Origin of the sequence: Alkalihalobacillus trypoxylicola, from assembly GCF_001590785.1 — a bacterium.
GTDB classification, from domain to species: Bacteria; Bacillota; Bacilli; order Bacillales; family Bacillaceae_D; genus Alkalihalobacillus; species Alkalihalobacillus trypoxylicola.
Genome location: NZ_LTAO01000036.1, coordinates 788 through 20,991, shown reverse-complemented (window position 1 = coordinate 20,991; position 20,204 = coordinate 788). Strand labels below are relative to the sequence as shown.

At 34.8% G+C, this 20,204-nt stretch carries 19 protein-coding genes; 16 read left to right on the top strand and 3 right to left on the bottom strand.

The genetic code is table 11. The annotated features are described in order from the left end of the window. Positions 1 to 177 precede the first annotated feature (177 nt). The 7 genes from AZF04_RS16640 (at position 178) to AZF04_RS16610 (ending at position 6,282) form a co-directional block, all read left to right on the top strand. Entirely contained in the window at positions 178 to 2,895 is a 2,718-nt protein-coding gene (locus AZF04_RS16640) for a P-loop NTPase family protein (RefSeq protein WP_061949728.1), read from the top strand. A gap of 413 nt (positions 2,896 to 3,308) precedes the next feature. Continuing rightward, the gene (gene sigY, locus AZF04_RS16635; protein ID WP_061949727.1) at positions 3,309 to 3,854 is read left to right on the top strand and encodes an RNA polymerase sigma factor SigY; all 546 of its coding nucleotides are present in this window, start codon (positions 3,309 to 3,311) and stop codon (positions 3,852 to 3,854) included. Position 3,855: 1 nt separating this feature from the next. After that, entirely contained in the window at positions 3,856 to 4,176 is a 321-nt protein-coding gene (locus tag AZF04_RS16630; RefSeq protein WP_061949726.1) for a DUF5345 family protein, read from the top strand. Further along, positions 4,173 to 4,412, top strand: a complete 240-nt coding sequence (locus AZF04_RS16625) for a hypothetical protein (RefSeq protein ID WP_061949725.1) — start codon at positions 4,173 to 4,175, stop codon at positions 4,410 to 4,412. Before AZF04_RS16630 ends, AZF04_RS16625 begins: the two co-directional genes overlap by 4 nt. Then, complete coding sequence (locus AZF04_RS16620; protein WP_061949724.1) at positions 4,413 to 4,607, top strand: PLDc N-terminal domain-containing protein; 195 nt, start codon at positions 4,413 to 4,415, stop codon at positions 4,605 to 4,607. Beyond that, on the top strand, positions 4,604 to 5,512 hold the full coding sequence (locus tag AZF04_RS16615) for an ABC transporter ATP-binding protein (protein WP_061949723.1): 909 nt from the start codon (positions 4,604 to 4,606) through the stop codon (positions 5,510 to 5,512). The genes AZF04_RS16620 and AZF04_RS16615 overlap by 4 nt, the downstream gene beginning before the upstream one ends. Next, on the top strand, positions 5,509 to 6,282 hold the full coding sequence (locus tag AZF04_RS16610) for an ABC transporter permease (protein ID WP_061949722.1): 774 nt from the start codon (positions 5,509 to 5,511) through the stop codon (positions 6,280 to 6,282). The genes AZF04_RS16615 and AZF04_RS16610 overlap by 4 nt, the downstream gene beginning before the upstream one ends. Positions 6,283 to 6,689: 407 nt before the next feature. On the opposite strand, the gene AZF04_RS16605 is transcribed toward AZF04_RS16610, so the two are convergent. Further along, positions 6,690 to 8,858 carry an ATP-dependent Clp protease ATP-binding subunit gene (locus AZF04_RS16605; RefSeq protein WP_061949721.1) on the bottom strand — a complete coding sequence of 723 codons (2,169 nt, stop codon included), beginning with the start codon at positions 8,856 to 8,858 and terminating at the stop codon, positions 6,690 to 6,692. A 396-nt stretch (positions 8,859 to 9,254) separates the two neighbouring features. On the opposite strand from AZF04_RS16605, the gene AZF04_RS16600 reads away from it, so the two are divergent. The 4 genes from AZF04_RS16600 (at position 9,255) to AZF04_RS16585 (ending at position 12,332) form a co-directional block, all read left to right on the top strand. Further along, entirely contained in the window at positions 9,255 to 10,388 is a 1,134-nt protein-coding gene (locus AZF04_RS16600) for an NAD(P)/FAD-dependent oxidoreductase (RefSeq protein WP_235600015.1), read from the top strand. Next, on the top strand, positions 10,389 to 10,904 hold the full coding sequence (locus tag AZF04_RS16595) for a hypothetical protein (protein WP_061949719.1): 516 nt from the start codon (positions 10,389 to 10,391) through the stop codon (positions 10,902 to 10,904). Between the two features lie 297 nt (positions 10,905 to 11,201). Next, positions 11,202 to 11,474, top strand: coding sequence for a YkvA family protein (locus AZF04_RS22115; RefSeq protein WP_061949718.1), 273 nt, complete (start codon positions 11,202 to 11,204; stop codon positions 11,472 to 11,474). 30 nt (positions 11,475 to 11,504) lie between these two features. After that, positions 11,505 to 12,332 carry a TerC family protein gene (locus AZF04_RS16585; protein WP_061949717.1) on the top strand — a complete coding sequence of 276 codons (828 nt, stop codon included), beginning with the start codon at positions 11,505 to 11,507 and terminating at the stop codon, positions 12,330 to 12,332. A gap of 133 nt (positions 12,333 to 12,465) precedes the next feature. Here the strand turns inward: AZF04_RS16585 and AZF04_RS16580 are convergent, their stop codons facing one another. Then, positions 12,466 to 13,632 (bottom strand): endonuclease Q family protein, encoded by a 1,167-nt coding sequence (locus tag AZF04_RS16580; RefSeq protein ID WP_061949716.1) that lies wholly within the window; start codon positions 13,630 to 13,632, stop codon positions 12,466 to 12,468. A 268-nt stretch (positions 13,633 to 13,900) separates the two neighbouring features. On the opposite strand from AZF04_RS16580, the gene AZF04_RS16575 reads away from it, so the two are divergent. The 4 genes from AZF04_RS16575 to AZF04_RS16560 all read left to right on the top strand — a co-directional run bounded on the left by AZF04_RS16575 (position 13,901) and on the right by AZF04_RS16560 (position 18,632). Continuing rightward, positions 13,901 to 15,223 (top strand): ABC transporter substrate-binding protein, encoded by a 1,323-nt coding sequence (locus AZF04_RS16575; protein WP_061949715.1) that lies wholly within the window; start codon positions 13,901 to 13,903, stop codon positions 15,221 to 15,223. A 72-nt stretch (positions 15,224 to 15,295) separates the two neighbouring features. Then, positions 15,296 to 16,222, top strand: coding sequence for a carbohydrate ABC transporter permease (locus AZF04_RS16570; protein ID WP_061949879.1), 927 nt, complete (start codon positions 15,296 to 15,298; stop codon positions 16,220 to 16,222). A 4-nt stretch (positions 16,223 to 16,226) separates the two neighbouring features. Then, complete coding sequence (locus AZF04_RS16565; protein WP_061949714.1) at positions 16,227 to 17,060, top strand: carbohydrate ABC transporter permease; 834 nt, start codon at positions 16,227 to 16,229, stop codon at positions 17,058 to 17,060. 282 nt (positions 17,061 to 17,342) lie between these two features. Then, complete coding sequence (locus tag AZF04_RS16560) at positions 17,343 to 18,632, top strand: glycoside hydrolase family 18 protein (RefSeq protein ID WP_061949878.1); 1,290 nt, start codon at positions 17,343 to 17,345, stop codon at positions 18,630 to 18,632. Positions 18,633 to 18,735: 103 nt separating this feature from the next. Here the strand turns inward: AZF04_RS16560 and AZF04_RS16555 are convergent, their stop codons facing one another. After that, positions 18,736 to 19,584 carry a TetR/AcrR family transcriptional regulator gene (locus tag AZF04_RS16555; RefSeq protein WP_061949713.1) on the bottom strand — a complete coding sequence of 283 codons (849 nt, stop codon included), beginning with the start codon at positions 19,582 to 19,584 and terminating at the stop codon, positions 18,736 to 18,738. 109 nt (positions 19,585 to 19,693) lie between these two features. On the opposite strand from AZF04_RS16555, the gene AZF04_RS16550 reads away from it, so the two are divergent. Beyond that, positions 19,694 to 20,204 (top strand): efflux RND transporter permease subunit (locus AZF04_RS16550; protein WP_161485275.1); only part of this gene is annotated, 511 nt, incomplete at its 3' end.

Here is a 20,204-nt window from a genome sequence, read left to right as displayed (position 1 = left end):
TTGTAGGACAAATGAAATATAGATGAAAACTCTTACTCCATTATTTTTGTTACAATCGCAGGATAGTAATAGTATCAAAAAATACATACTATAATGTAATGTAAGTTAGACCTTTGATAAAAAATCAGACAATACCTGAATTATCTAAAGTCTAGTGAGAAAGGGTGAAGCAATATAATGGAAATTAATCATGATTTAATCCAAAAAAATTACTATAAACAATTAATTCAAGAGACTGCTTCTAAGTCAGAGTACGAACAGCTGTCTTTATTACTTTTAAATGATGAGTTAGACGATCATCAAAAATCTGAAGTGCGATTTGGTCAAGGAGAGCTCAATTTCATTCATCAAGACTATGAAACGGCTATTTTTAAGTGGGAAAAGGTAGAAGGACAATGGCAAAATTGGGCGAAAAAAAATATAGCTGATGCCTATGACCAGCTTGGTTTATTAAAAGATGCCAAAAGAATGTATCAATCAATAAAAACCCAGGATGAAACGTTAAAAACGGAAGTGTTTTTACAATTATTTTCTATTTACATTGAACAGGAAAAGCTAGATGATGCAGCGGAAACGATAAAAAAAGCCGTGCAATGGAATCCTGATTATCCAAATGTTACGGTTATGGCGAAACAGTTTTTTGAAGAGTACCGCGATTATAGTAGTGCTATAGAATTAGCTGTTGATGAATCGATACGAACGGGCTCGATAGAATGGTTTGATAAAGTGAAGTCATATGTAGAGCAGGGTTTAACCAAAACCACAAACCCCTCTTATTTTATGCCGTTATTAACGTCACTACATAGCTTAAATTTAGATAAATATGAGGAATTAGTAACGACACTGTGGGATAGCTACCGCGGAGAGGAACTTTATTTTGACTGGCTACTCGTCTTTAATACCTCATATGCAAATATATTGGGGACACAGCAGGAGAACTTAGCTCTCTTATCAAACTATTATCAAGTATCTTATTTTGAAATGATAAGCGGTACGTATTTTCTTAAAGAAATAGAGGCTATTATTCCTCTTCATATTAGGAATTGGTTTATGATTTCCTCTAGTGAGGATCAATTATTAAGTGTTACCGCTGTTCTGTCATGGAACGATATGTTCCCAGAACAAATAGAGGAAGAATTCGTTCACGAAGCGAAAGAACAGTTAGAACTAGTAAGTGGAAGTGTAGATTGGCTAGAGAAAAGTCTCGTATTATTCCAAGAAATTGAAAACTGGGCTAAGAAGCATGATTTAATGATTGGGCAAAAGTATGAGTGGGTAATAAAAGAGCTTCTTCAGTTTAACCAAAAGAATTTAATGGTAGCTGGAACATTAAAAGGCGGTAAGAATTCATTTTTAGAAGGCTTAATAGGAAGCTCTCTTGAAATAGAAGAAAATCATCATTCATTATATTTTATTAAAGAGGGTAAAGATTCGGTTCAAGCAATTAGTAAGGAAGAGGATTTTGCTTTAACGGATGAAGCTTCAGTAACTAATTTAATTGAAATAAAAACGGAAAGTCATCTTCTTCGAGAAATGGGACTTCAAATTATTGATTCTCCAGTTTTATCTAGAAATCAAAATCAAAATAATAGCTGGAAGTCGATGATTAATTTTGCCGACCATATGGTTTTCGTATTGAATGGAAATCACCCCTTTACGAATGAAGAAAGAACCTTTTTGTTAGAGGTAAAAAAGGAATTCCCTGATTTAGCTGTTCATTTTATTTTTAATAAACTAGATGGCATATATAGTGAGCACGAAGAAGGCCGTATCTTAGCTGAAACAAAATCAAGGATAAATGAGTATTTCTCTGATGCTAAAGTGTTATCCTTCTCACCGAAGGTTACTGGAAAGAAAGAGGCAGAGGAGATCACTGGTTTTATTAAAAATATGTTGAAAATAGAGCCAATTGAACAAAGAAGAAACAAAAAGATTCTCTATTTCATTAAAGAAGTGATCGGTTATTTATATGAGCAACGAACAGAGATGGAAAAGCAATATTTACATTCAGTCTCTTGGAATGAGGAAATGGTCGAAAAATTAAAAGCTGCTCACCATCAAGTTAATGATTTAGAGAAAGAAGAATCACAAAGTATTAAAAATGCGTATCAAGAAATAAAGGATGAAATGGAAACGGATATAAAAAATGCTGTTCCAAGTATCCTAAAAGAATGTAAGGATCTCATTCGTGAGGATACGAACTTCAAAACATTACCGGAGCAAATAAATAGAGAGGCTACGCTCAAGCTTAATCACTATTTTGAAAGCAAGCTAATTCCGAAATTCTCTAATTCCTTTTCAAGGTGGTTAGAGGTTTCAAATGTTGCCTTTATTAGAAGTCAATCTTATTTAAAAGAAATGGCAGAAGGGTTTAACTCTCTCTATGAAAGTGATCAGTTTTTGTTAGAAGGTGATTTCCGAATCTTAGATGATTGGCAACGTGATATCGAGCGCTTATCAACGAGTATTCAATTAGAGCACATTAATCTTTTTAACAAAATGACCCCCTCACAACTAGTTCTAAAAAGCTCAGGTAAATGGTTAGGGTCTATAACGGCAAATAAATCTTTACTATACAAAATGTATATGAAGTTTTTTGAAGGTGAAGATTTTAGCCAAATTGCCGAAAATATCGCTTCACAGTTTATGATGCAGTTTGAGTTATTTGAAAGAGGATTGACTCGAGACATTCAAATGTTCTTTAAAAAGCCTTATTCAGTCGTTCAAGGCGCCATTCAAGAAGCTCAATCTGAAATAGAAGGAAACAATGAAGCAATAGGCACACTAAAATCAAACCCAGAGGTATATAGAGATCCATTGACTCTATTCCAATTAAGAGTCCATCAATATGAATGGGTTATGAGGAAAAACAAAACATTGGCAGCCTATATTTAACTCTAATTCTTTGGTTCAAGCTTTGAACGTATTGATCATGCGTTCGAGGCTTGAGCTTTTTTTATTGATGCATATTTGAGTGAATTTCATCATTGCTCTATAAGTGAACAAAACCGACCATTCATTATAAAATTGTCTTGAATGTTTGCGAAATCACTTTTGATTGTAACGCTAGGTAGTGACTCCCAAAGGATGAGCGCCGTGTGAAGATCCACTCTGACGACGCTCTGCGAAGTCAGAGTTAGCTGAAGACAAGCCCTTGGGAAAGCATCTAACCTGAAGTGAAAATCAAACCTAATCATTCAGTTTTGATTAAAAGATATGAATGATGAATTCAATTAAATAAAAAATATTTTTGAACGATCTACATAATAGTACCGTCATATAAATGAAGTCAAATAATGGGGGGGCAAATGGAAACTCAAAATGATTTTGTTTTAATAGAGAAAGCTTTATTAGGTGAAAAAGAGGCATTTGCCAAATTGTACGAAAGGTATTATTCATTTCTTTTTAAATACTTATTGAAAATAACGACAAATGAGGAATTAAGCAAGGATTTGACTCAAGAAACGATGTTAAAAGCTTATTTAAAATTAAATACTTTTCAGGGGAAAAGTCAGTTTTCAACCTGGCTTATCTCGATAGCAACAAGGCTCTATATGGACTTTTTAAGAAAAAGAAAAAAAGAAGCTAGAAAATTATCTAATCTGAAGAGTGATTTATCAAGAAAAATAATTTGGCTAGCAGATAAACAGAATATTTCCTGGAGTGATACTTTTCTTTCTTTTAATGAACTAGATCCTAAATTGAAGGTGCCGATCCTACTCAAACATTATTATGGCTATACCTATGAGGAAATTGCAGTCATGTTAGGAATGAGAGAGGGTACGGTAAAATCGAGAGTTCATAATGGGTTAAAAAAATTAAAAGAGACCACTTTTGAAATGGGGGAAAGTTAGGATGGATAAGAATAAAAACAAGATTTCAAATCTACAAGAGGACTGGCAGAAGCTAGATAATCTTACTGGTGATTCTAAGCTTTCACCTTCAGAAATTCATCAGAAAATGGAATATTTTGCCTTAGAAAAAAAGAAAAGATTACTAAAGGAGCTCGCTTATTTTCTGCTAACAGCGGTCGTTTTGTTAGCAACAGCTTTTTATATTTTATTTCAATCTGTTCTGTTCTTTATGATTGTACAAGGAGTTATTTTTACAGTCGGTCCGATTATAGGGTTTCTACTATTTAAAAAGGAAAAGGAAAAAGAGGAGAGAGCGTTATGAATACTTCATTTGATGAATTAACGCCGGTTGAATTATATGTATTTATTCCTTTGTTAATAATCGCACTTTTGATTCAAAGTGTATGTTTATTTATTGACGCAAAGAAAAAAAATAAATACCCGTGGTTTTGGGGGATATGGGGGTTAACACAATTGCCTATGCCAACTGTTTTTTACCTATTATTTGTTTATATACCGTCTAAAAGAAAACAAGAAAAATTGGGGAGAGTGGAATAAATGAATATAGATTTTAATTGGAATTTAATTATTCCTCTGGTAATTTTACAACTCATTTTAATGACCTTTGCTTTAATCAATTGTTATAAAGAAGAAGAAACAAAAGGGCCTAAAATGATGTGGGTATTCATTATTGTGTTTATTAATATTATTGGTCCTATTTTATATTTTGTGTGTGGGAGGAAATCAGATTGAGTAAAGAGCCGAATCTTCTTCTACAAGCAAGCCAATTAGTTAAAGCATTTAAAACAGAGGTAGCCGTAGATAATCTTTCTTTTGAAATAAGAAAAGGAACATGTATAGCTTTGTTAGGTCCTAACGGTGCTGGAAAAACGACCACATTAAACATGCTTTCAGGAATGCTGTCACCAACATCAGGAACGATCCATTTCCATAGTGAACTAGGAGATGTACGCTCAAACGTCGGTTTTCTACCACAGGTTCCTCAGATGTTTGGATGGTTGACAGCAGGTGAATTTTTGAAGTTGTGTGGCGAGCTGCAAGGAATGGATAAAAAGAAGCTTAAAGATAGAATAGAAAGAGTTTTAGCTTTTGTTGGCTTGATGAAGGTAAATAACAAAAGAATTGCTGGATTTTCAGGCGGTATGAAGCAAAGACTTGGTTTAGCACAGGCGATATTGCATGAACCACCACTACTAATCTTAGATGAGCCAGTATCTGCCCTCGACCCGACAGGAAGAAAGGAAGTTCTAGAATTAATACGCGAAATGAAAAAAGAGAGAACCATTATATTTTCAACACACATTCTTCACGATGCAGAGCAGGTTTGTGATGAGGTCCTTATCATGCAAGAGGGAATTTTAAAGTGGAACGGCACGTTGATAGAACTAAAAAAGACATTAAGAAAGCCTTATATCACCATAAAAACGGCTCAATCGTTAAAAGGCTTATTAGAAAATATAAAAGGAGTCGAAAAAGTCGATTATGTAAGTGATAATGAGGTTAAGATTCAGGTAACAGATCACTTCGATACTCAATCACTGATACTAAAAATAACCGATGAACATTTAGAACTGCTGTCTTTCAATGCTGATGAAGCTACCCTTGAAGATGCTTATATGGAGGTGTTGAAAAGATGAATCAAGGATTTGTATTGGTACAGAAAGAATGGCTCGAAAGTTTAAGGAATGGTAAATTAATTTGGTTACCTATTGCCCTTTGTATTTTAGGGATATCTCAACCACTAAGTACCTACTACATGCCGCAATTATTAGAATTTGCTGGAGGCTTACCAGATGGTACGATCATCGAGATTCCTACTCCGTCAGCAACTGAGGTGTTAGCAGGAGTTTTATCACAATTTGGGTTATTAGGGACACTATTGTTTGTACTTTCTTCAATGAATATCATATCCCATGAAAGAAATAATGGGTCGATTACCTTTATCATGATTAGACCTATTTCAAGTCTACAATATATTCTTAGCAAATTTATTGGTATACTAACTATTTTGATGATTGGTTTCTTTCTTAGCTACATTTTATCTTGGTATTATACGATAGAGCTGTTTGAATTTATCGATTTTGGGGCTTTTTTATCTAGCTTCTTCATTTATTGTATTTGGATAGCATTTGTCATCTCCATAGTCATTACTCTTAGTTTATTTTTAAAAAATGGTGGAGGGATAGCGGGAGCAAGTATAGGGATTTTAGCCATTCTTGCACTTCTTCATATGTTGCTTCCAAACTTTATGAAATGGAGTCCTATTCAACTTCAGTTAGATGCAGCCTATCTATTGATAAATCCTCCTCATTCTTCATTTTGGGGTGCTTTAGCTACTACTTCATTTTTAATAGTCGTCTTATTAACGATATCGGTAATCAAGCACCGAACTGATTATCATTCGTAAGGTAATTAAGAGAGAGGTTCCGCTCTTTTATCAATAAAAGAATCGGAGAAATACTCTTGAATAAGGAAATCCACATCTTCGGCTGTTCACTTGCGAATACAAAAAAACGAAAAACCCCTCCTTTTTTGCAAAAAGAAGGGGTTTTGAACGGGTAAATTCTCTATGAAAATCGTAGGCCTGCGGACACAAGACACGAAGCCTCCAATGAGAGGAAGTGACCATGCCGAAATTCACTTTTAAAAAAAGTAAGTTCGGCAGCTCCCAACCAAACGCGAAGTGTCTTGAGGGTGCGAACGGCCGGGGACATAACATGTGTGGAATTATTCATTCGTGAGGTATTGTCCTAGCCTCTTGTTCGTTATTATTAAACACCATTTTTTGTTAACATCTAAAACCGGCTTTTATCATTAGTTTGAGATGCTGCTATGATTTTCTGAGTTACTGCTAACTACAATAGATTGATCAGGTGCATCTACTGTTATAACAGTAGCTTGCTCGTCGTCTAATACAATGTCTGTTATTTTGTCTTCTAGTTGCTCTTGTATCGTTCTTCTTAGTGGTCTAGCACCGAATGCTTTATGATAACCTAGCTCTGCCAATGCTTCCTTGGCTGAAGCAGTCACCTGTAACTCAATATCTTTTTCTGCTACCATCTCTTTCAAATCGGATAGCATAATATCAACAATTTGTATTAAATCGTTTTTTTCAAGATGCTTGAACTCGATAATATTATCAAAACGATTAAGAAATTCTGGCTTGAAAAAATCTGATAAAGAATCAAGGATGGATGCTTCACGCACAGCTGATTGATTTTCAAATCCGACCTCTATTTTTTTGACGGCAACTCCAGCATTACTGGTCATAATAATCACTGAATCCTTAAAGCTTACCTTTCTGCCTTGACTATCTGTTAGCTGACCATCCTCTAGAATTTGTAAAAACATATGCATCACATCAGGGTGTGCTTTCTCAATTTCATCTAACAATATAATCGAATAAGGATTTCTTCTAACTTTTTCAGTTAGTTGTCCTGCTTCTTCATGTCCGACATAGCCTGGAGGAGACCCAATTAATTTAGATACCGAATGTTTTTCCATATATTCACTCATATCTAAGCGTATCATCGACTCTTTAGAGCCGAATAATTCCTCAGCAAGCCGTTTACTTAATTCCGTCTTTCCAACTCCGGTTGGCCCAACGAATAAAAAGGAACCAATCGGGCGGTATTTAGCTTTTAGACCAGCTCTCGAACGTCTTATCGCTTTTGCAACCTTTTCGACAGCCTCGTTCTGTCCGATTACTTTATCCATTAAATGCTTTTGTAAAGAGTTAATTTTGGTCGATTCATTCTCTTGAATTTTTCCTACAGGTATTCCTGTTTTCTTTTCGATTATTTCTTCAATATGTTCAATGGTAACCTGTAATTTCTCGACGGTATTGTTTTGATTTTTTAGTTGGTTTTCTAATGCTTTTTCCTGATCTCTTAGCTTCGCAGCCTTCTCATACTGTTCTTTCTTGGTTGCTGCATCTTTAGCTATTTGTATGTCTTGAAGCTTTTTAGTAAGGTCTTCTTCATCTAAGGCTCCTAATTGCAGATTTAATTTAGAGCCAGCTTCATCCATTAAATCGATTGCTTTGTCTGGTAAAAAGCGATCCTGTATATATCTTTGGGATAAGGTGACACATGCCCGTAAAGCTTCTTCAGAATAGCTAACCGAATGAAATTCTTCATACTTCTTTTTAATTCCTTTTAAGATTTGTAAACTTTCATCTATACTAGGCTCATTGACAGTGACAGGTTGAAATCTTCTTTCTAAGGCCGCATCCTTTTCAATTTCTCGATATTCCTTTAAGGTAGTGGCTCCAACCAACTGTAGTTCACCTCGAGCTAATGCAGGCTTTAATATGTTACCAGCATCCATAGAGCCCTCGGCTGATCCAGCACCGACAATTAAATGTAATTCATCTATAAAGAGTATGACATTTTTACGTTGCTGCAATTCGGAAATTAGCTGCTTCATTCGTTCTTCAAATTGACCTCTAATTCCTGTGTTTGAAACTAGGGAAGCAACATCAAGTGAGATTACTTCTTTATTTAGAAGTTTTGCAGGGGCATTTCCTTCGACAATTCTTAAAGCAAGACCTTCTGCAATAGCTGTTTTCCCAACCCCTGGTTCTCCGATAAGTACTGGATTGTTTTTATTTCTTCTATTTAAGATTTCAATAACACGCTTAATTTCTTCATCTCTACCAATAACAGGGTCGATTAATCCTGCTTTGGCTGCGTTCGTTAAATTATGACCAAATTGATCTAAAAATCCGTTTCCTTGTTTTCTACCTTGTTGAGTAGAGGCTGATTGTTTATTAAAAAATGATGGTTCGTTTGCATGGGAATTGAAAGACTCAAATTCTCCCATAGTAAATGGGAATTGATCATGAAACCCTGAAGGAATCTTGTTGCTTTTCTGGATTTCTTGATAACAGCTTGAGCATAATTTTAAATCTTGGCTTGTTTGATTATATTGCAATTTAATGTGTATCATCGCTTCATTTTGCTGACATTTTTGACATAACATGCGTATTCCTCCTTTAATTTTCACATGATCAAACTATAGTTTGACTTTGACTATATTTGACCTTTGTTGACTATATTATACTTTGACCTTTTCTGACTTTCAAGTTTTTTGTTTCAATTTTTTTTTCTTTTGTTAAAAAGGCATTTATGATAAAAATGTCCTTAATATTTGCGAATTCGCTCGTTGATTGTAACGGGTGTAGTGACTCCTAAGGATGAGCACAGTTTGAAGATTTACTCTGACGACGCTCTACGTAATCGGATTTAGCTGAAGAAAAGCCCTTGGGAAAGCTACCTAAAGTGAAAATCAAAAACCTAATCGCTCGGTTTTCATTAAAAGAAATGAATTAAAAAATGGGTTCGATTATAATAATGATGAGAGATGGGGTGTTGTAGATTGAAGAAAGAACATGTTGTGATTGTTGGTGGAGGAATTTTAGGAGCATCTGCTGCTTTTCATTTAACAAACCTTGGAGCGAAGGTGACAATTATAGATCGAGACGATTTAGGAAAAGCAACAAATGTTGCAGCTGGGATTATATGCCCTTGGTTATCACAAAGAAGAAACAAAGCATGGTATTATTTAGCCCATAATGGGGCCCTTTATTATCGTAAGCTTATAGAGGAATTAAAAAATGGTGGGGAATTACATACTGGGTATGAACAAACAGGTGTCTTAAACATTCATCACGAGGAAAAGAGAATAGATAAAATTATAGAGATTGCCAATAAAAGAAAAGAGAGTGCTCCCGAGATTGGAGAAATTGAAAAATTACACCCTGAACAGGTGGCGGAGCGTTGGCCTTTCCTCAAAGCTCCATTATATGGTGCCTTTATGATGAGAGGAGCAAAGGTAAATGGTTTGGAGCTGTGCCAATCATTATTACGTGCCGCGATCAAAAAGGGAGCTACTTTTAAAAAAGGGGCTGCCGCTATTAAGGTAACTGGAAATGAGTTAACGGGAGTATCTGTTGACGGTGAATTCTTGCAGGCTGAAAAAGTTATAGTTACGACAGGGGCTTGGGGAAAAGAAATATTTGAGCCTCTAGGTTTACAATTTAATATAGAGCCACAGAAGGCTCAGCTATTGGATTTGCAACTGAACGATGATGATACAAGCAATTGGCCGGTCATTATGGCACCATCTGCTTTGTACATGATGACTTCTGAATCTGGAGAGTTATTAGCGGGAACAACACATGAAAATCATGTAGGATTTGATATAAATCCAACTGTTGAAGCTTTTAATGAAATAGTATCAAAGACAATGAATGTTGCTCCTATCGTTCAAAAAAGTAAGCTAAAAAATCAAAGGGTAGGCTTCAGACCGGTAGCACCCAATTTTTTGCCTATCTTAGGGGAAGTTCCGGGCTACAAGAGAATGTATGTTGCCAATGGGCTTGGTTCAAGTGGCTTAACAGCAGGTCCTTTTTTAGGGAAGCAGTTGGCTCAATTAGTACTAGGAATGGAAGTGGAAATCGATTTGAATTTATATCAAGTGAACCAAGCTTTTGGACACGAGAAAGGATAAATGATGTTTGATCCAACTATATTTGAAAATTTAAAAGTAGGAATCGAAAATTATCTTTATGATTTAGATAACTTGGACCAAGAAATTGTCATAACGAATCGTTCAGAGCATCTGGAGCTGGCAAAGCTGTCAAGAAGTTTTGCTATTCAGTTTAAACTCGTTCAAGCTGCAACGATAAGTGCTGAAGTATTGCTAATGGCTGATTTAGAAAATTTAGCGATGGAAATTCTAGAAGATGAAAACGGGAAGCCTGGCTGTGATCTACATATTAGGTTCAACATACCGATTAGCGACGAATCAGATTGCTTAAAAATAGATAGCACCTTAAGAAAAGTTTGGAAAAGGTCGTTGTCTATTCAACAAATGATATCATTCCAATACCCAAAGAATGAACATAATCTAACGAGTAATGTTCATATTACCTTTGATCGGAAAATAGATGAAGAACAAATGAATGATATTCCACAATTAGTAGATACTATCATTTTGTCTTTACAGCATTTAGAGTCTTACTAGAGTAAGAAGCGGATTATTTAAAAAATGATTGACAGTTTTGCCGATTTAGATTACAGTAATGATATTATATTACAGCTGAATAAACCTCCTAAAGGGGAGTAGCTTTTACAGCAAAGTCGTCATTACGGAGTGTTGAACACTCTCGGCTTTGTTGGCAACTTTGTTGTTAGCAAGACCTTTACTGAAGATGGTAAAGGTCTATCTATTTGTAAACCTTCGCCATTCGGTGAAGGTTTTTTTAGTTGAGAAAGGAGGCACTCCCCGATTAGTAAATACAGGTAGAAAGGAGTAAAACTTGTGAAAAGAATTTTTAAGAGAGCGGCATTTATTTTTACTTTTTGGCGATCGTTTCCTGTATTATTTCAATTTTATCGCTCAAAGGAAGTCAGTAATCGCCGTAAATGGTTTTACTCTTTAGGGATTATTGGATATTTTTTATTACCCGCTGATTTAATTCCAGATTTTATTCCTGGATTTGGATATTTGGATGATGTAGTCATAATCGGTTTTTTACTTGACCGAATGATTCATGAGACAAAAGCAAAACATAAAAAGAAAATAATAAAGTAATTTGGTTAAAGTGAGAGGAGTCATTTATCGATGGATTTTTCATTAATAGCAGAATACGGTTGGGTATTGCTTATTTTAATTATTTTAGAGGGGATTTTAGCGGCAGATAATGCTTTAGTTCTAGCGATTATGGTCAAGCATTTACCTGAAAAGGAACGAAAAAAAGCTTTGTTTTATGGATTAGCAGGGGCCTTTATCTTTAGATTTGCTTCCTTATTTGCCATTTCATTCTTAGTAGATGTATGGCAGGTGCAAGCGATAGGTGGTTTATATTTACTTCTAATTGCATTAAATCATATTATAAGAAAAGTGGTATTTAAAAATAGGATAGATAAAGATAATAAAAAACCGAAAAGAAAATCTGGTTTTTGGTTAACCGTATTAAAAGTAGAGGTAGCTGATATTGCTTTTGCCGTCGATTCAATTTTGGCTGCAGTAGCATTAGCTATCGCACTTCCGGCAACTGGTTTGGGTACAATTGGGGGAATGGATGCTGGACAATTTTTCGTTATTCTAACAGGTGGTTTAATTGGTGTTATTATTATGCGATTTGCAGCTACATGGTTCGTTAAAATTCTTCACGCAAAACCTGGTCTAGAGATAGCTGCCTTTTTAATAGTAGGATGGGTTGGGGTTAAATTAATGGTTCTCACTTTATCACATCCAGATTTGGCGATTATTCCAGAAGATTTTGCTCATTCAACTGGATGGAAGCTATTCTTCTACATCGTTCTTGTGTTGATAGCTCTAGGTGGTTGGTTTCTTTCAAAAGAAGATCCGAATGCAAAGCAAGAAGTACAAGAAGTGCTTGATGAAGAATTAGAAGAGGAAAATAAAATAAAAGAAAAACAATTATAATAAAAATAAGTATCAATGCTCCCGACTTTGTTAAGGTCGGGGGCATTATTTTATTCATAAGTAAGTCATGAGAGCTAGAGAGTTATAGTTATCATATGAGCATCCGTCTAATTGGTGCACGATCATTTTAGTATTAGGATTTTATTTTTCCATAGCTACCTCCTCCTCCTTCCTTTACCTGAAGCATTCCTTTTCTGGCTTGAATAATGTAGTTACTGATTTTAGGTGATATGACCTGGTCAAATGCCTCCAAGCTAACATGATGGAGAATATCCATCTCTGTTTTGAAGTGGTCTTTAAGCTTTTCTAACGTTTTCGGCCCAAGCCCAGGTATATATTCTAGCGGTACTTGATGAATATAAGGAGGGCGTTCGACGGTTAGTGAAGGGTCTTTTTCTAACTCAGTTAATCGATCCCTAACTCCTTTAACATATCGTGGATGCTCGCAAACAGAGCATTTTTCAAAATGATTAATGTTAATCGTTTGGGAGCAGTTTTCACAGGTAGAAAGATAATATTTCCCTAATTTTGGATTTAGCCCGTAATTTTCTTTTATATAACGTCCTTTTTGATTGGACAATGCTAATTTCACTTCTTTAAAGCTCGCATCTTTTAAACAAAGCTTTTGATATTCTCTTCCTATTTTGGCTAAAGAATGTGCATCTGAATTAGTTAAAAACGTATATGAGTTTAATTCTTTAATCTGTTTCACCATTTCGGTATCTGAGCTTAAACCTAGTTCAACGGCGTCTATCAGGGTAGGATCGAAAACTTCTTTTAAAGAATGCTTTACACCTTTTCCGTACAGGCTTTTAAAGGGAGTAAAAATATGAGCTGGGATAAATAACCCATTTAATTCTTTGACTTTCTGTTGAAGTTGAATGCCTGACTCATAAATTCTCTGTGAGCTTAAAGTGCGATTTTTCATTCTCGGTTTTAACCAATCTGAAAATTGCTTCATAGCTTCTAGTGTTGGCAGAAAAATAAGGACATGTATAGGTCCTGAACATGTATCGTCGTAAATTTCTATTTCTGAGCCAAGAAGCAATGTAGTATCTAAAAAACGAATTCCGCCCTCATCAAGCTCTAAGCATGTCCCAGATTTTATTAATTGTGATAATGTATCAAGAACTTCAGGAACATGGCAGTCGATGACACCGACTATATCAATGCCCTTCTCTTGACTAGCTTCATACAGAATATTTTCCAGTGTGAGGGAAGGCGAGGCAGTTATTTTAACTGGGCGACCAGAGTTTGTTCTTCCAATATGGATATGAAAATCTGCGAAGTATGTCTTCATTGTGACTCCTTTTCAATAAATTTTGAAAGATATTTTCTTTAGTATAACCCTATCAAATAGATAGAAAAAATTCACTGGATATAAAATACATAAATTAATTAACTTTATTATCATGAATTAGGATAACTTGTAATAAAGTAAGCGTTGTCATAGTAAGATGTATAAAATACTCAATCCTTTTTAAATATACATACTTATTAGTGTTTTTATTAAGGAAGTTAAATAGGAAGACTCTTTGGGTTTTAAAAAACTTGTGAGGAGGATTTAAATGAAGCGTATATTTAGTTCTAGCTTAATGATCTCTTTATTTTTATTTCTTGCAATGGGATGTAGTTCAGATTCTGAGGGAGATGCAGATGAAACAAAGGTAATAGGGGAAGATATAGAAGGGGCAACAGAGCTTACCTTTTGGACTTTTAATGAGCTGCATATGAGAATTTATGAAGACGCGGTAATTAGATGGAATGAAGAATTTCCAGATAATCCAATTACATTAACAGCGGAGACGTATCCTTATGATAATATGCATAACAATCTTCTGTTGGCTTTGCAATCAGGGACAGGAGCACCTGATATTGCGGATATTGAACTTGGTAGATTCCCAAATTATTTACAAGGAGAACCGCAAATTTTACCGATGAATGACTATGTAGAGCCTGTATTAGATGATTTTATCCAATCTCGTTTTGATATTTATTCTAAGGATGGAATTTATTACGGCATTCCTACACATGTCGGAGCAACCGTAGCTTATTACAATAAGGAAATTATGGATGAAGCAGGAGTTGATATTGAATCTATTGTTACTTGGGATGACTATGTAGAGGCAGGTAAAATAGTATTAGAGAAAACAGGTACTCCAATGCTTACGATAGAAACGGAGGATTATTGGTCATATTGGCCATTATTAGCCCAACAAGAATCTGATTTTTTTGATGAAACTGGAGAAGTTATTTTAGATAACGAAATAAATATTAAAACATTAGATTTTCTTTCAGATTTAATATATAAAGATGAAATTGGCGAGATAGCTCCAGGAGGAGGACATCACTCTGAAGAATATTATGGTTTTATGAATGATGGGGGCGCAGCATCTGTAATCATGCCAATGTGGTATATGGGAAGATTCACAGATTATATGGAAGATTTAAAAGGGAAAATGGTTATTAGACCAATGCCAAGCTGGACAGAAGGTGGGAATCGCTCGGCAGGAGCTGGAGGTACTGGAACTGTTGTTACGAATCAAACAGAGCATCCTCAATTAGCAAAAGATTTTTTAGCTTACGCGAAGTTATCTGAAGAAGGGAACCTTGCTCTTTGGGAGATTATGGGGTTTGATCCTCCAATGTGGAAAATATGGGATAGTGAACAAATAAGAGAAAGTAATAAATACTATGAATACTTCGGTGACGATATTTTTGACACTCTTTTAGATGTGAGAGATGAAATAAATTCTATTAATATTACAGAGAAAAATCCAATAGCACAGCAACTGCTGACGACAACTGTTTTTAACAATGTATTGAGAGCTCAATCTCAATCAGCAGAAGAAGCCCTTCGTTTAGCAGCAGATGAAATACGAAATCAATAAAATTGAGAAAGGAGTATGATGGCGTCAGTTTATCTTACTCCTTTAATTAGTCTAGGAAGTGAGGAATTTACAATGGAGTCTGTAGTAGATAAAAAAAATCCATCTAAACAAAAACGATGGAAAAGAATCGTTCAATCGAAAAAATTCGCTCCATATGTGTTTGTATCACCTTTTATCCTTTCGTTTTTATTGCTATTTTTATATCCATTATTAAATGGTGTTTCAATGAGTTTTCAAAGTATATTGCCTGGTCAAAATTCATACATTGGCTTTACTAATTATGAGCGTATTTTGAATCCGACTTTTTTTAGGGCTTTGTTTAACACCTCGGTATATGTACTATTAACGACAGTCATTTTAGTAGCGATTCCTATTTTTCTTGCTATTCTATTAAAATCCTCCTTTATAAAGTTATCCTCCATATTTCGAGCTGCGCTTTTCATTCCTGCTCTGACTTCCGTCATCGTAGCAGGGGTCGTATTCCGTTTAATGTTTGGTGAATCCGATACCGCAATAGCAAATACAATTATTGGTTTATTAGGGTTTGACCCAGTGCAATGGAGGTATGGTGCAGTTTCGGGTATGTTTTTAATGGTTTTATTAGCTTCTTGGAGGTGGATTGGCGTAAATATCATTTATTTTATGGCTGGGTTAGCTAATATACCTAAAGAGCTTTATGAAGTAGCTGAAATAGATGGTGCCGGTATTTTTCAAAGGTTCTACCATATTACTTTACCTTTGTTAAAACCAGTAACTTTATACGTTACCACTCTAACTATTATTAATGGTTTTAGAATGTATGAAGAAAGTTTTGTATTTTGGGAAAATTCATCTCCTGGAAATATCGGACTAACAATCGTAGGGTATATTTATCAGCAAGGCTTTCAAATGAACAATTTAGGATTTGGCTCTGCTGTAGGTGTGGTTTTAATGAGTATTATTTTTATGGTTAGCATCGTTCAATTAAAGTTTTTCGGTGCGCTCAAGAAGGAGGACTGAGGAGATGAAGAAGAATAAAATTTTAGTAATCCTGATGAGTTTAATAATGGCTTTTATTGGGTTTGTAGCAATGTTTCCTTTGATTTCTTTAATCGTTTCATCTTTTCGACCTTCATCAGACTTAATGAGAAATGGAATAACTTTATTTATACCGCTAGAATCATTAAGTTTTTCCAATTATCAACATATATTCACTCAAGCAGGAAATTATTGGACATGGTATGGGAATAGCTTACTAATTTCAATTCTTGTTATTGTTCTTTCTTTATTTTTTTCATCCATGGTAGGCTACGCTCTTGCTGTTTATCATTTTAAGGGGCGCCAACTCATTTTTATTTTAGTTTTACTAATCTTAATGGTTCCTTTTGAAATATTAATGCTTCCACTTTACCAGCTTATGACTACTTTAAGGCTAATCGATACCTATACAGCGGTCATATTGCCTATGGTTGTCGCCCCCATTGCTGTGTTTTTCTTTAGACAATATGCGCTAGGATTGCCTAAGGAAATCATGGAGGCAGCTCGAATGGATGGTTGTAATGAATATGGGATTTTCTTTAAGATAATGGCCCCTTTAATGCTCCCCTCCTTTGCAGCGATGGCTATTTTACAAGGGCTAGGAAGTTGGAACAATTTTTTATGGCCTTTAGTTGTTTTACGTTCTAATGACATGTTTACCTTACCAATAGGTTTAGCTACCTTGCTTACTCCGTATGGAAATAATTATGACGTATTGATAGTTGGTTCAGTTATGACTGTATTGCCTGTTATTATTTTGTTTTTATTTTTCCAACGATATTTTATTTCTGGTTTATCGGTAGGAGGAGTAAAAGGGTAATTTATTTCCTTAGGAAGCTTTGAAAGTGGAATTCAAAAGTTCAGTTTGAGATTATTATAGTCATTTTCGTATTTTATACCCAACTTTATCACTCTTTTTGGGGTAAATCCCCTTAATTGGATCGTAATAGGGATTGTATCTCGCTCTGTCAAAGCCTGTAGGAGTTTTTTGAAGTGTTCAATAAAGAGTAATGATCAGTTACTCAAATATAACATTATGCACATGTGGCTAGGCTTATACATAGGCTAAAGGAGATATGGAAAACCGAAGAGGAGTGAGATGGTGCAAATACATGTTGTTAAAAGAGGAGATAGCATCTGGCAACTAGCAAATTCGTATGGAGTTAGCGTAGAAATGATTAGTGATGCAAATCAATTGCAAAATCCGAATGCTTTAGTAGTAGGGCAAGCTTTAATCATTCCTACCTCAGGACGTTATCATAGAATAAAACAAGGTGATACACTCTTGAAGGTAAGCGAATATTATCAAGTGACGGTAGAATCGATTTTGAGGGCTAATCAACTAAGAGGGAATGAAAGTATCCCAATTGGTTATCCGCTCTTTATTCCAACCTTAGCAAGACAAAAGCCGGTAGTAGATGTATCAGCTTATGTAGATTTAAATATTACTGGTGAAAATTCACCTCAAGTATTATCTGAGGTGGCGCAGTATTTAACTTTTGTGACGATTTTTAGTTATGAATTAAATGCAGATGGAACGTTAACCCCTATTAATGATCAGCCTACTATTGAAGCTGCCAAAAATCAGAATGTTGCACCATTAATGGTTATTACAAATTTAAAAGAAGGTGCATTTGATACGGATATCGCTACAACTGTTTTGCAAAGTGAAGATTTGCAAAATAAATTATTGGATGAAGCGATATCGATTTTAGATGAAAAAGGTTATGCTGGAATTGATTTTGATTTAGAATATTTAGGGGCGGAAAATCGAGAGCCTTATCATCAATTATTGCGAAAGGCTAGAACTCGTTTAGATGAAAAAAATGCTTATTTATCAAGTGCTTTAGCACCCCAAACAATGGAAGGGATGCAAGGCGTATTATATGAAGGTCATGACTATGCTACTCAGGGAGAGATTGTAGATTTTGTTTTTTTAATGACCTATGAATGGGGTTGGACGGGTGGACCTCCAATGGCAGTTGCTCCAATTAACCAAGTAAGAAGAGTGGTCGAATATGCTTCATCTGTGATGCCTAGTAATAAAATCATGTTAGGTATTCCTTTGTACGGGTATGATTGGACTCTTCCTTATGTCCAAGGAGAAACGAGGGCTAAAGCGATTGATCATCAAGATGCGATTGAACTTGCTTTCAAGTATCAGGCGGAAATATTATTTGACGAACAGGCTCAATCTCCTTACTTTAATTATTGGGATGAAGCTGGGAAACAACATGAGGTATGGTTTGAGGATGCTAGAAGTATTCAAGCGAAATTTGATTTAATAAAGGAATTTCAACTAAGAGGCTTTTTTTATTGGGTATTAGGATGGGACTTTCCACAAAATTGGCTGCTGATAGAAGAAAATTTCACCGTTAATAAACAAGCATAATGAAAGATTAAGCTGCTCGCTAGGAATTCACGAACCCTATTGAGCAGCTTTTTTGGTTATTTTATGAAGATCTAACATACAATAAGAACATTCGTTGATGAGATTAGAAATTAAAATAAATACGCAATAAATATGATAATTCTTTGTATTCCTGTTGCTGACGAATATTTTCATAAAGTCCTTTAATGATAGCATTCGCCAATGTTTGCTCTCCCTTTAAATGCTTATGTAAAAGCTGTAAAGATTCTTCTTCGATTTCTCTACCTTTATTTGATTTCATTGAATCTAATGCTTCCTCTATAAGATAAGTCAGCTGTTTACTAGAAATATCTACTTCAAATTTTGTATTCATAAATTCGTCAATATCAAAGTTTAAATAAGGGTTTTTTACATGGTGAGCTAAAATATCTGTCATCTCAACTAAAGAATGAGCAAGTTTTTCAAAGTCAACTGGAATTTTATAGACTAAAAAAAGCTTTGAATAAATAGTAATAAGTCCATACATACAATAGGTTAAATCGTATTTATTTTTTTCGATTTTCGTTCCATAAACTTGATTTAACAAATCATAAATATTTTTTTTCATGAGCCGTTCAAATTTGCTTATAATGTTCAATAATTGATTGTTAAAAGTGTGATTTTGTTCTTTTACAAATATCTTTGTAAAGGAAATATTTTTTTCTAGAGATTGTAGAGATGTTTTGTAAAAAACATAAAGTACATCTTTAGAATTTGCATGATTTATGACTGATTGGTCAATATCGTATATTATTTGTTTAGAAAACTGTTCGATTAGACTAATAATTAGCTCATCTTTTGATTTGAAATGTAAGTAAAAAGCTCCCTTGGATATCCCGCAATAATCGGTAATTTGTTGAATGGATGTTGCCTCTGTTCCTCTTTCAGCAAAAAGCTTGAGTGCTTTTTTTATAATCAAATTTTTCTTATCCATCTGCTTTTTGCACGCTCCTTTTTACATTCTTTTTTGTTTGACAAATGACCGGTTGGTCATTAATATTAATAATTAGATTTAGATATAGATTATAAGGGGTAGGTGTAATATGCAAAGTTTAGTCAATTTTGTTCTAAAAAACAAGCTCGCAGTTTGGTTACTAACCATCATTATCATTGTTACAGGGATTTATTCAAGTACAAGAATGAAAATGGAGACACTTCCAGATATTTCGCTTCCCTATTTAATGGTCATGGATGTTTATCCGGGCGCAACTCCAGAAGAGGTTATGAAGGGTGTTTCGATACCTCTAGAGAAAACGATAGAGAACTTAGAGGATGTAAAATCGGTCTACTCCAATTCGTATTCGAACATGGCAAGTATCCAAGTTGAATATGATTATGGAGTTGATATGGATGAAAAGAAGAGACAATTGGAATCTGCTTTGTCTAATGTAACTTTGCCAGAGGGAGCTCAAGAGCCACAAATTACGGCCATTAGTATGAATATGATGCCAGTCGTAGCATTGAGCATCAGTAGCTCTGCGGAAGATATTGTAGATTTAACGAATACGGTAGAAGAAGATCTTTTACCTAAGATTGAAAAGATACCTGGTGTTG

Coding starts and splice junctions, on each gene's coding strand:
- AZF04_RS16640 (WP_061949728.1), top strand. CDS start 178: ATGGAAATTAATCATGATTTAATCCAAAAAAATTACTATAAACAATTA.
- AZF04_RS16620 (WP_061949724.1), top strand. CDS start 4,413: ATGAATATAGATTTTAATTGGAATTTAATTATTCCTCTGGTAATTTTA.
- AZF04_RS16625 (WP_061949725.1), top strand. CDS start 4,173: ATGAATACTTCATTTGATGAATTAACGCCGGTTGAATTATATGTATTT.
- sigY (WP_061949727.1), top strand. CDS start 3,309: ATGGAAACTCAAAATGATTTTGTTTTAATAGAGAAAGCTTTATTAGGT.
- AZF04_RS16595 (WP_061949719.1), top strand. CDS start 10,389: ATGATGTTTGATCCAACTATATTTGAAAATTTAAAAGTAGGAATCGAA.
- AZF04_RS16585 (WP_061949717.1), top strand. CDS start 11,505: ATGGATTTTTCATTAATAGCAGAATACGGTTGGGTATTGCTTATTTTA.
- AZF04_RS16630 (WP_061949726.1), top strand. CDS start 3,856: ATGGATAAGAATAAAAACAAGATTTCAAATCTACAAGAGGACTGGCAG.
- AZF04_RS16565 (WP_061949714.1), top strand. CDS start 16,227: ATGAAGAAGAATAAAATTTTAGTAATCCTGATGAGTTTAATAATGGCT.
- AZF04_RS16610 (WP_061949722.1), top strand. CDS start 5,509: ATGAATCAAGGATTTGTATTGGTACAGAAAGAATGGCTCGAAAGTTTA.
- AZF04_RS16580 (WP_061949716.1), bottom strand. CDS start 13,632: ATGAAGACATACTTCGCAGATTTTCATATCCATATTGGAAGAACAAAC.
- AZF04_RS16555 (WP_061949713.1), bottom strand. CDS start 19,584: ATGGATAAGAAAAATTTGATTATAAAAAAAGCACTCAAGCTTTTTGCT.
- AZF04_RS16605 (WP_061949721.1), bottom strand. CDS start 8,858: ATGTTATGTCAAAAATGTCAGCAAAATGAAGCGATGATACACATTAAA.
- AZF04_RS16575 (WP_061949715.1), top strand. CDS start 13,901: ATGAAGCGTATATTTAGTTCTAGCTTAATGATCTCTTTATTTTTATTT.
- AZF04_RS16570 (WP_061949879.1), top strand. CDS start 15,296: ATGGAGTCTGTAGTAGATAAAAAAAATCCATCTAAACAAAAACGATGG.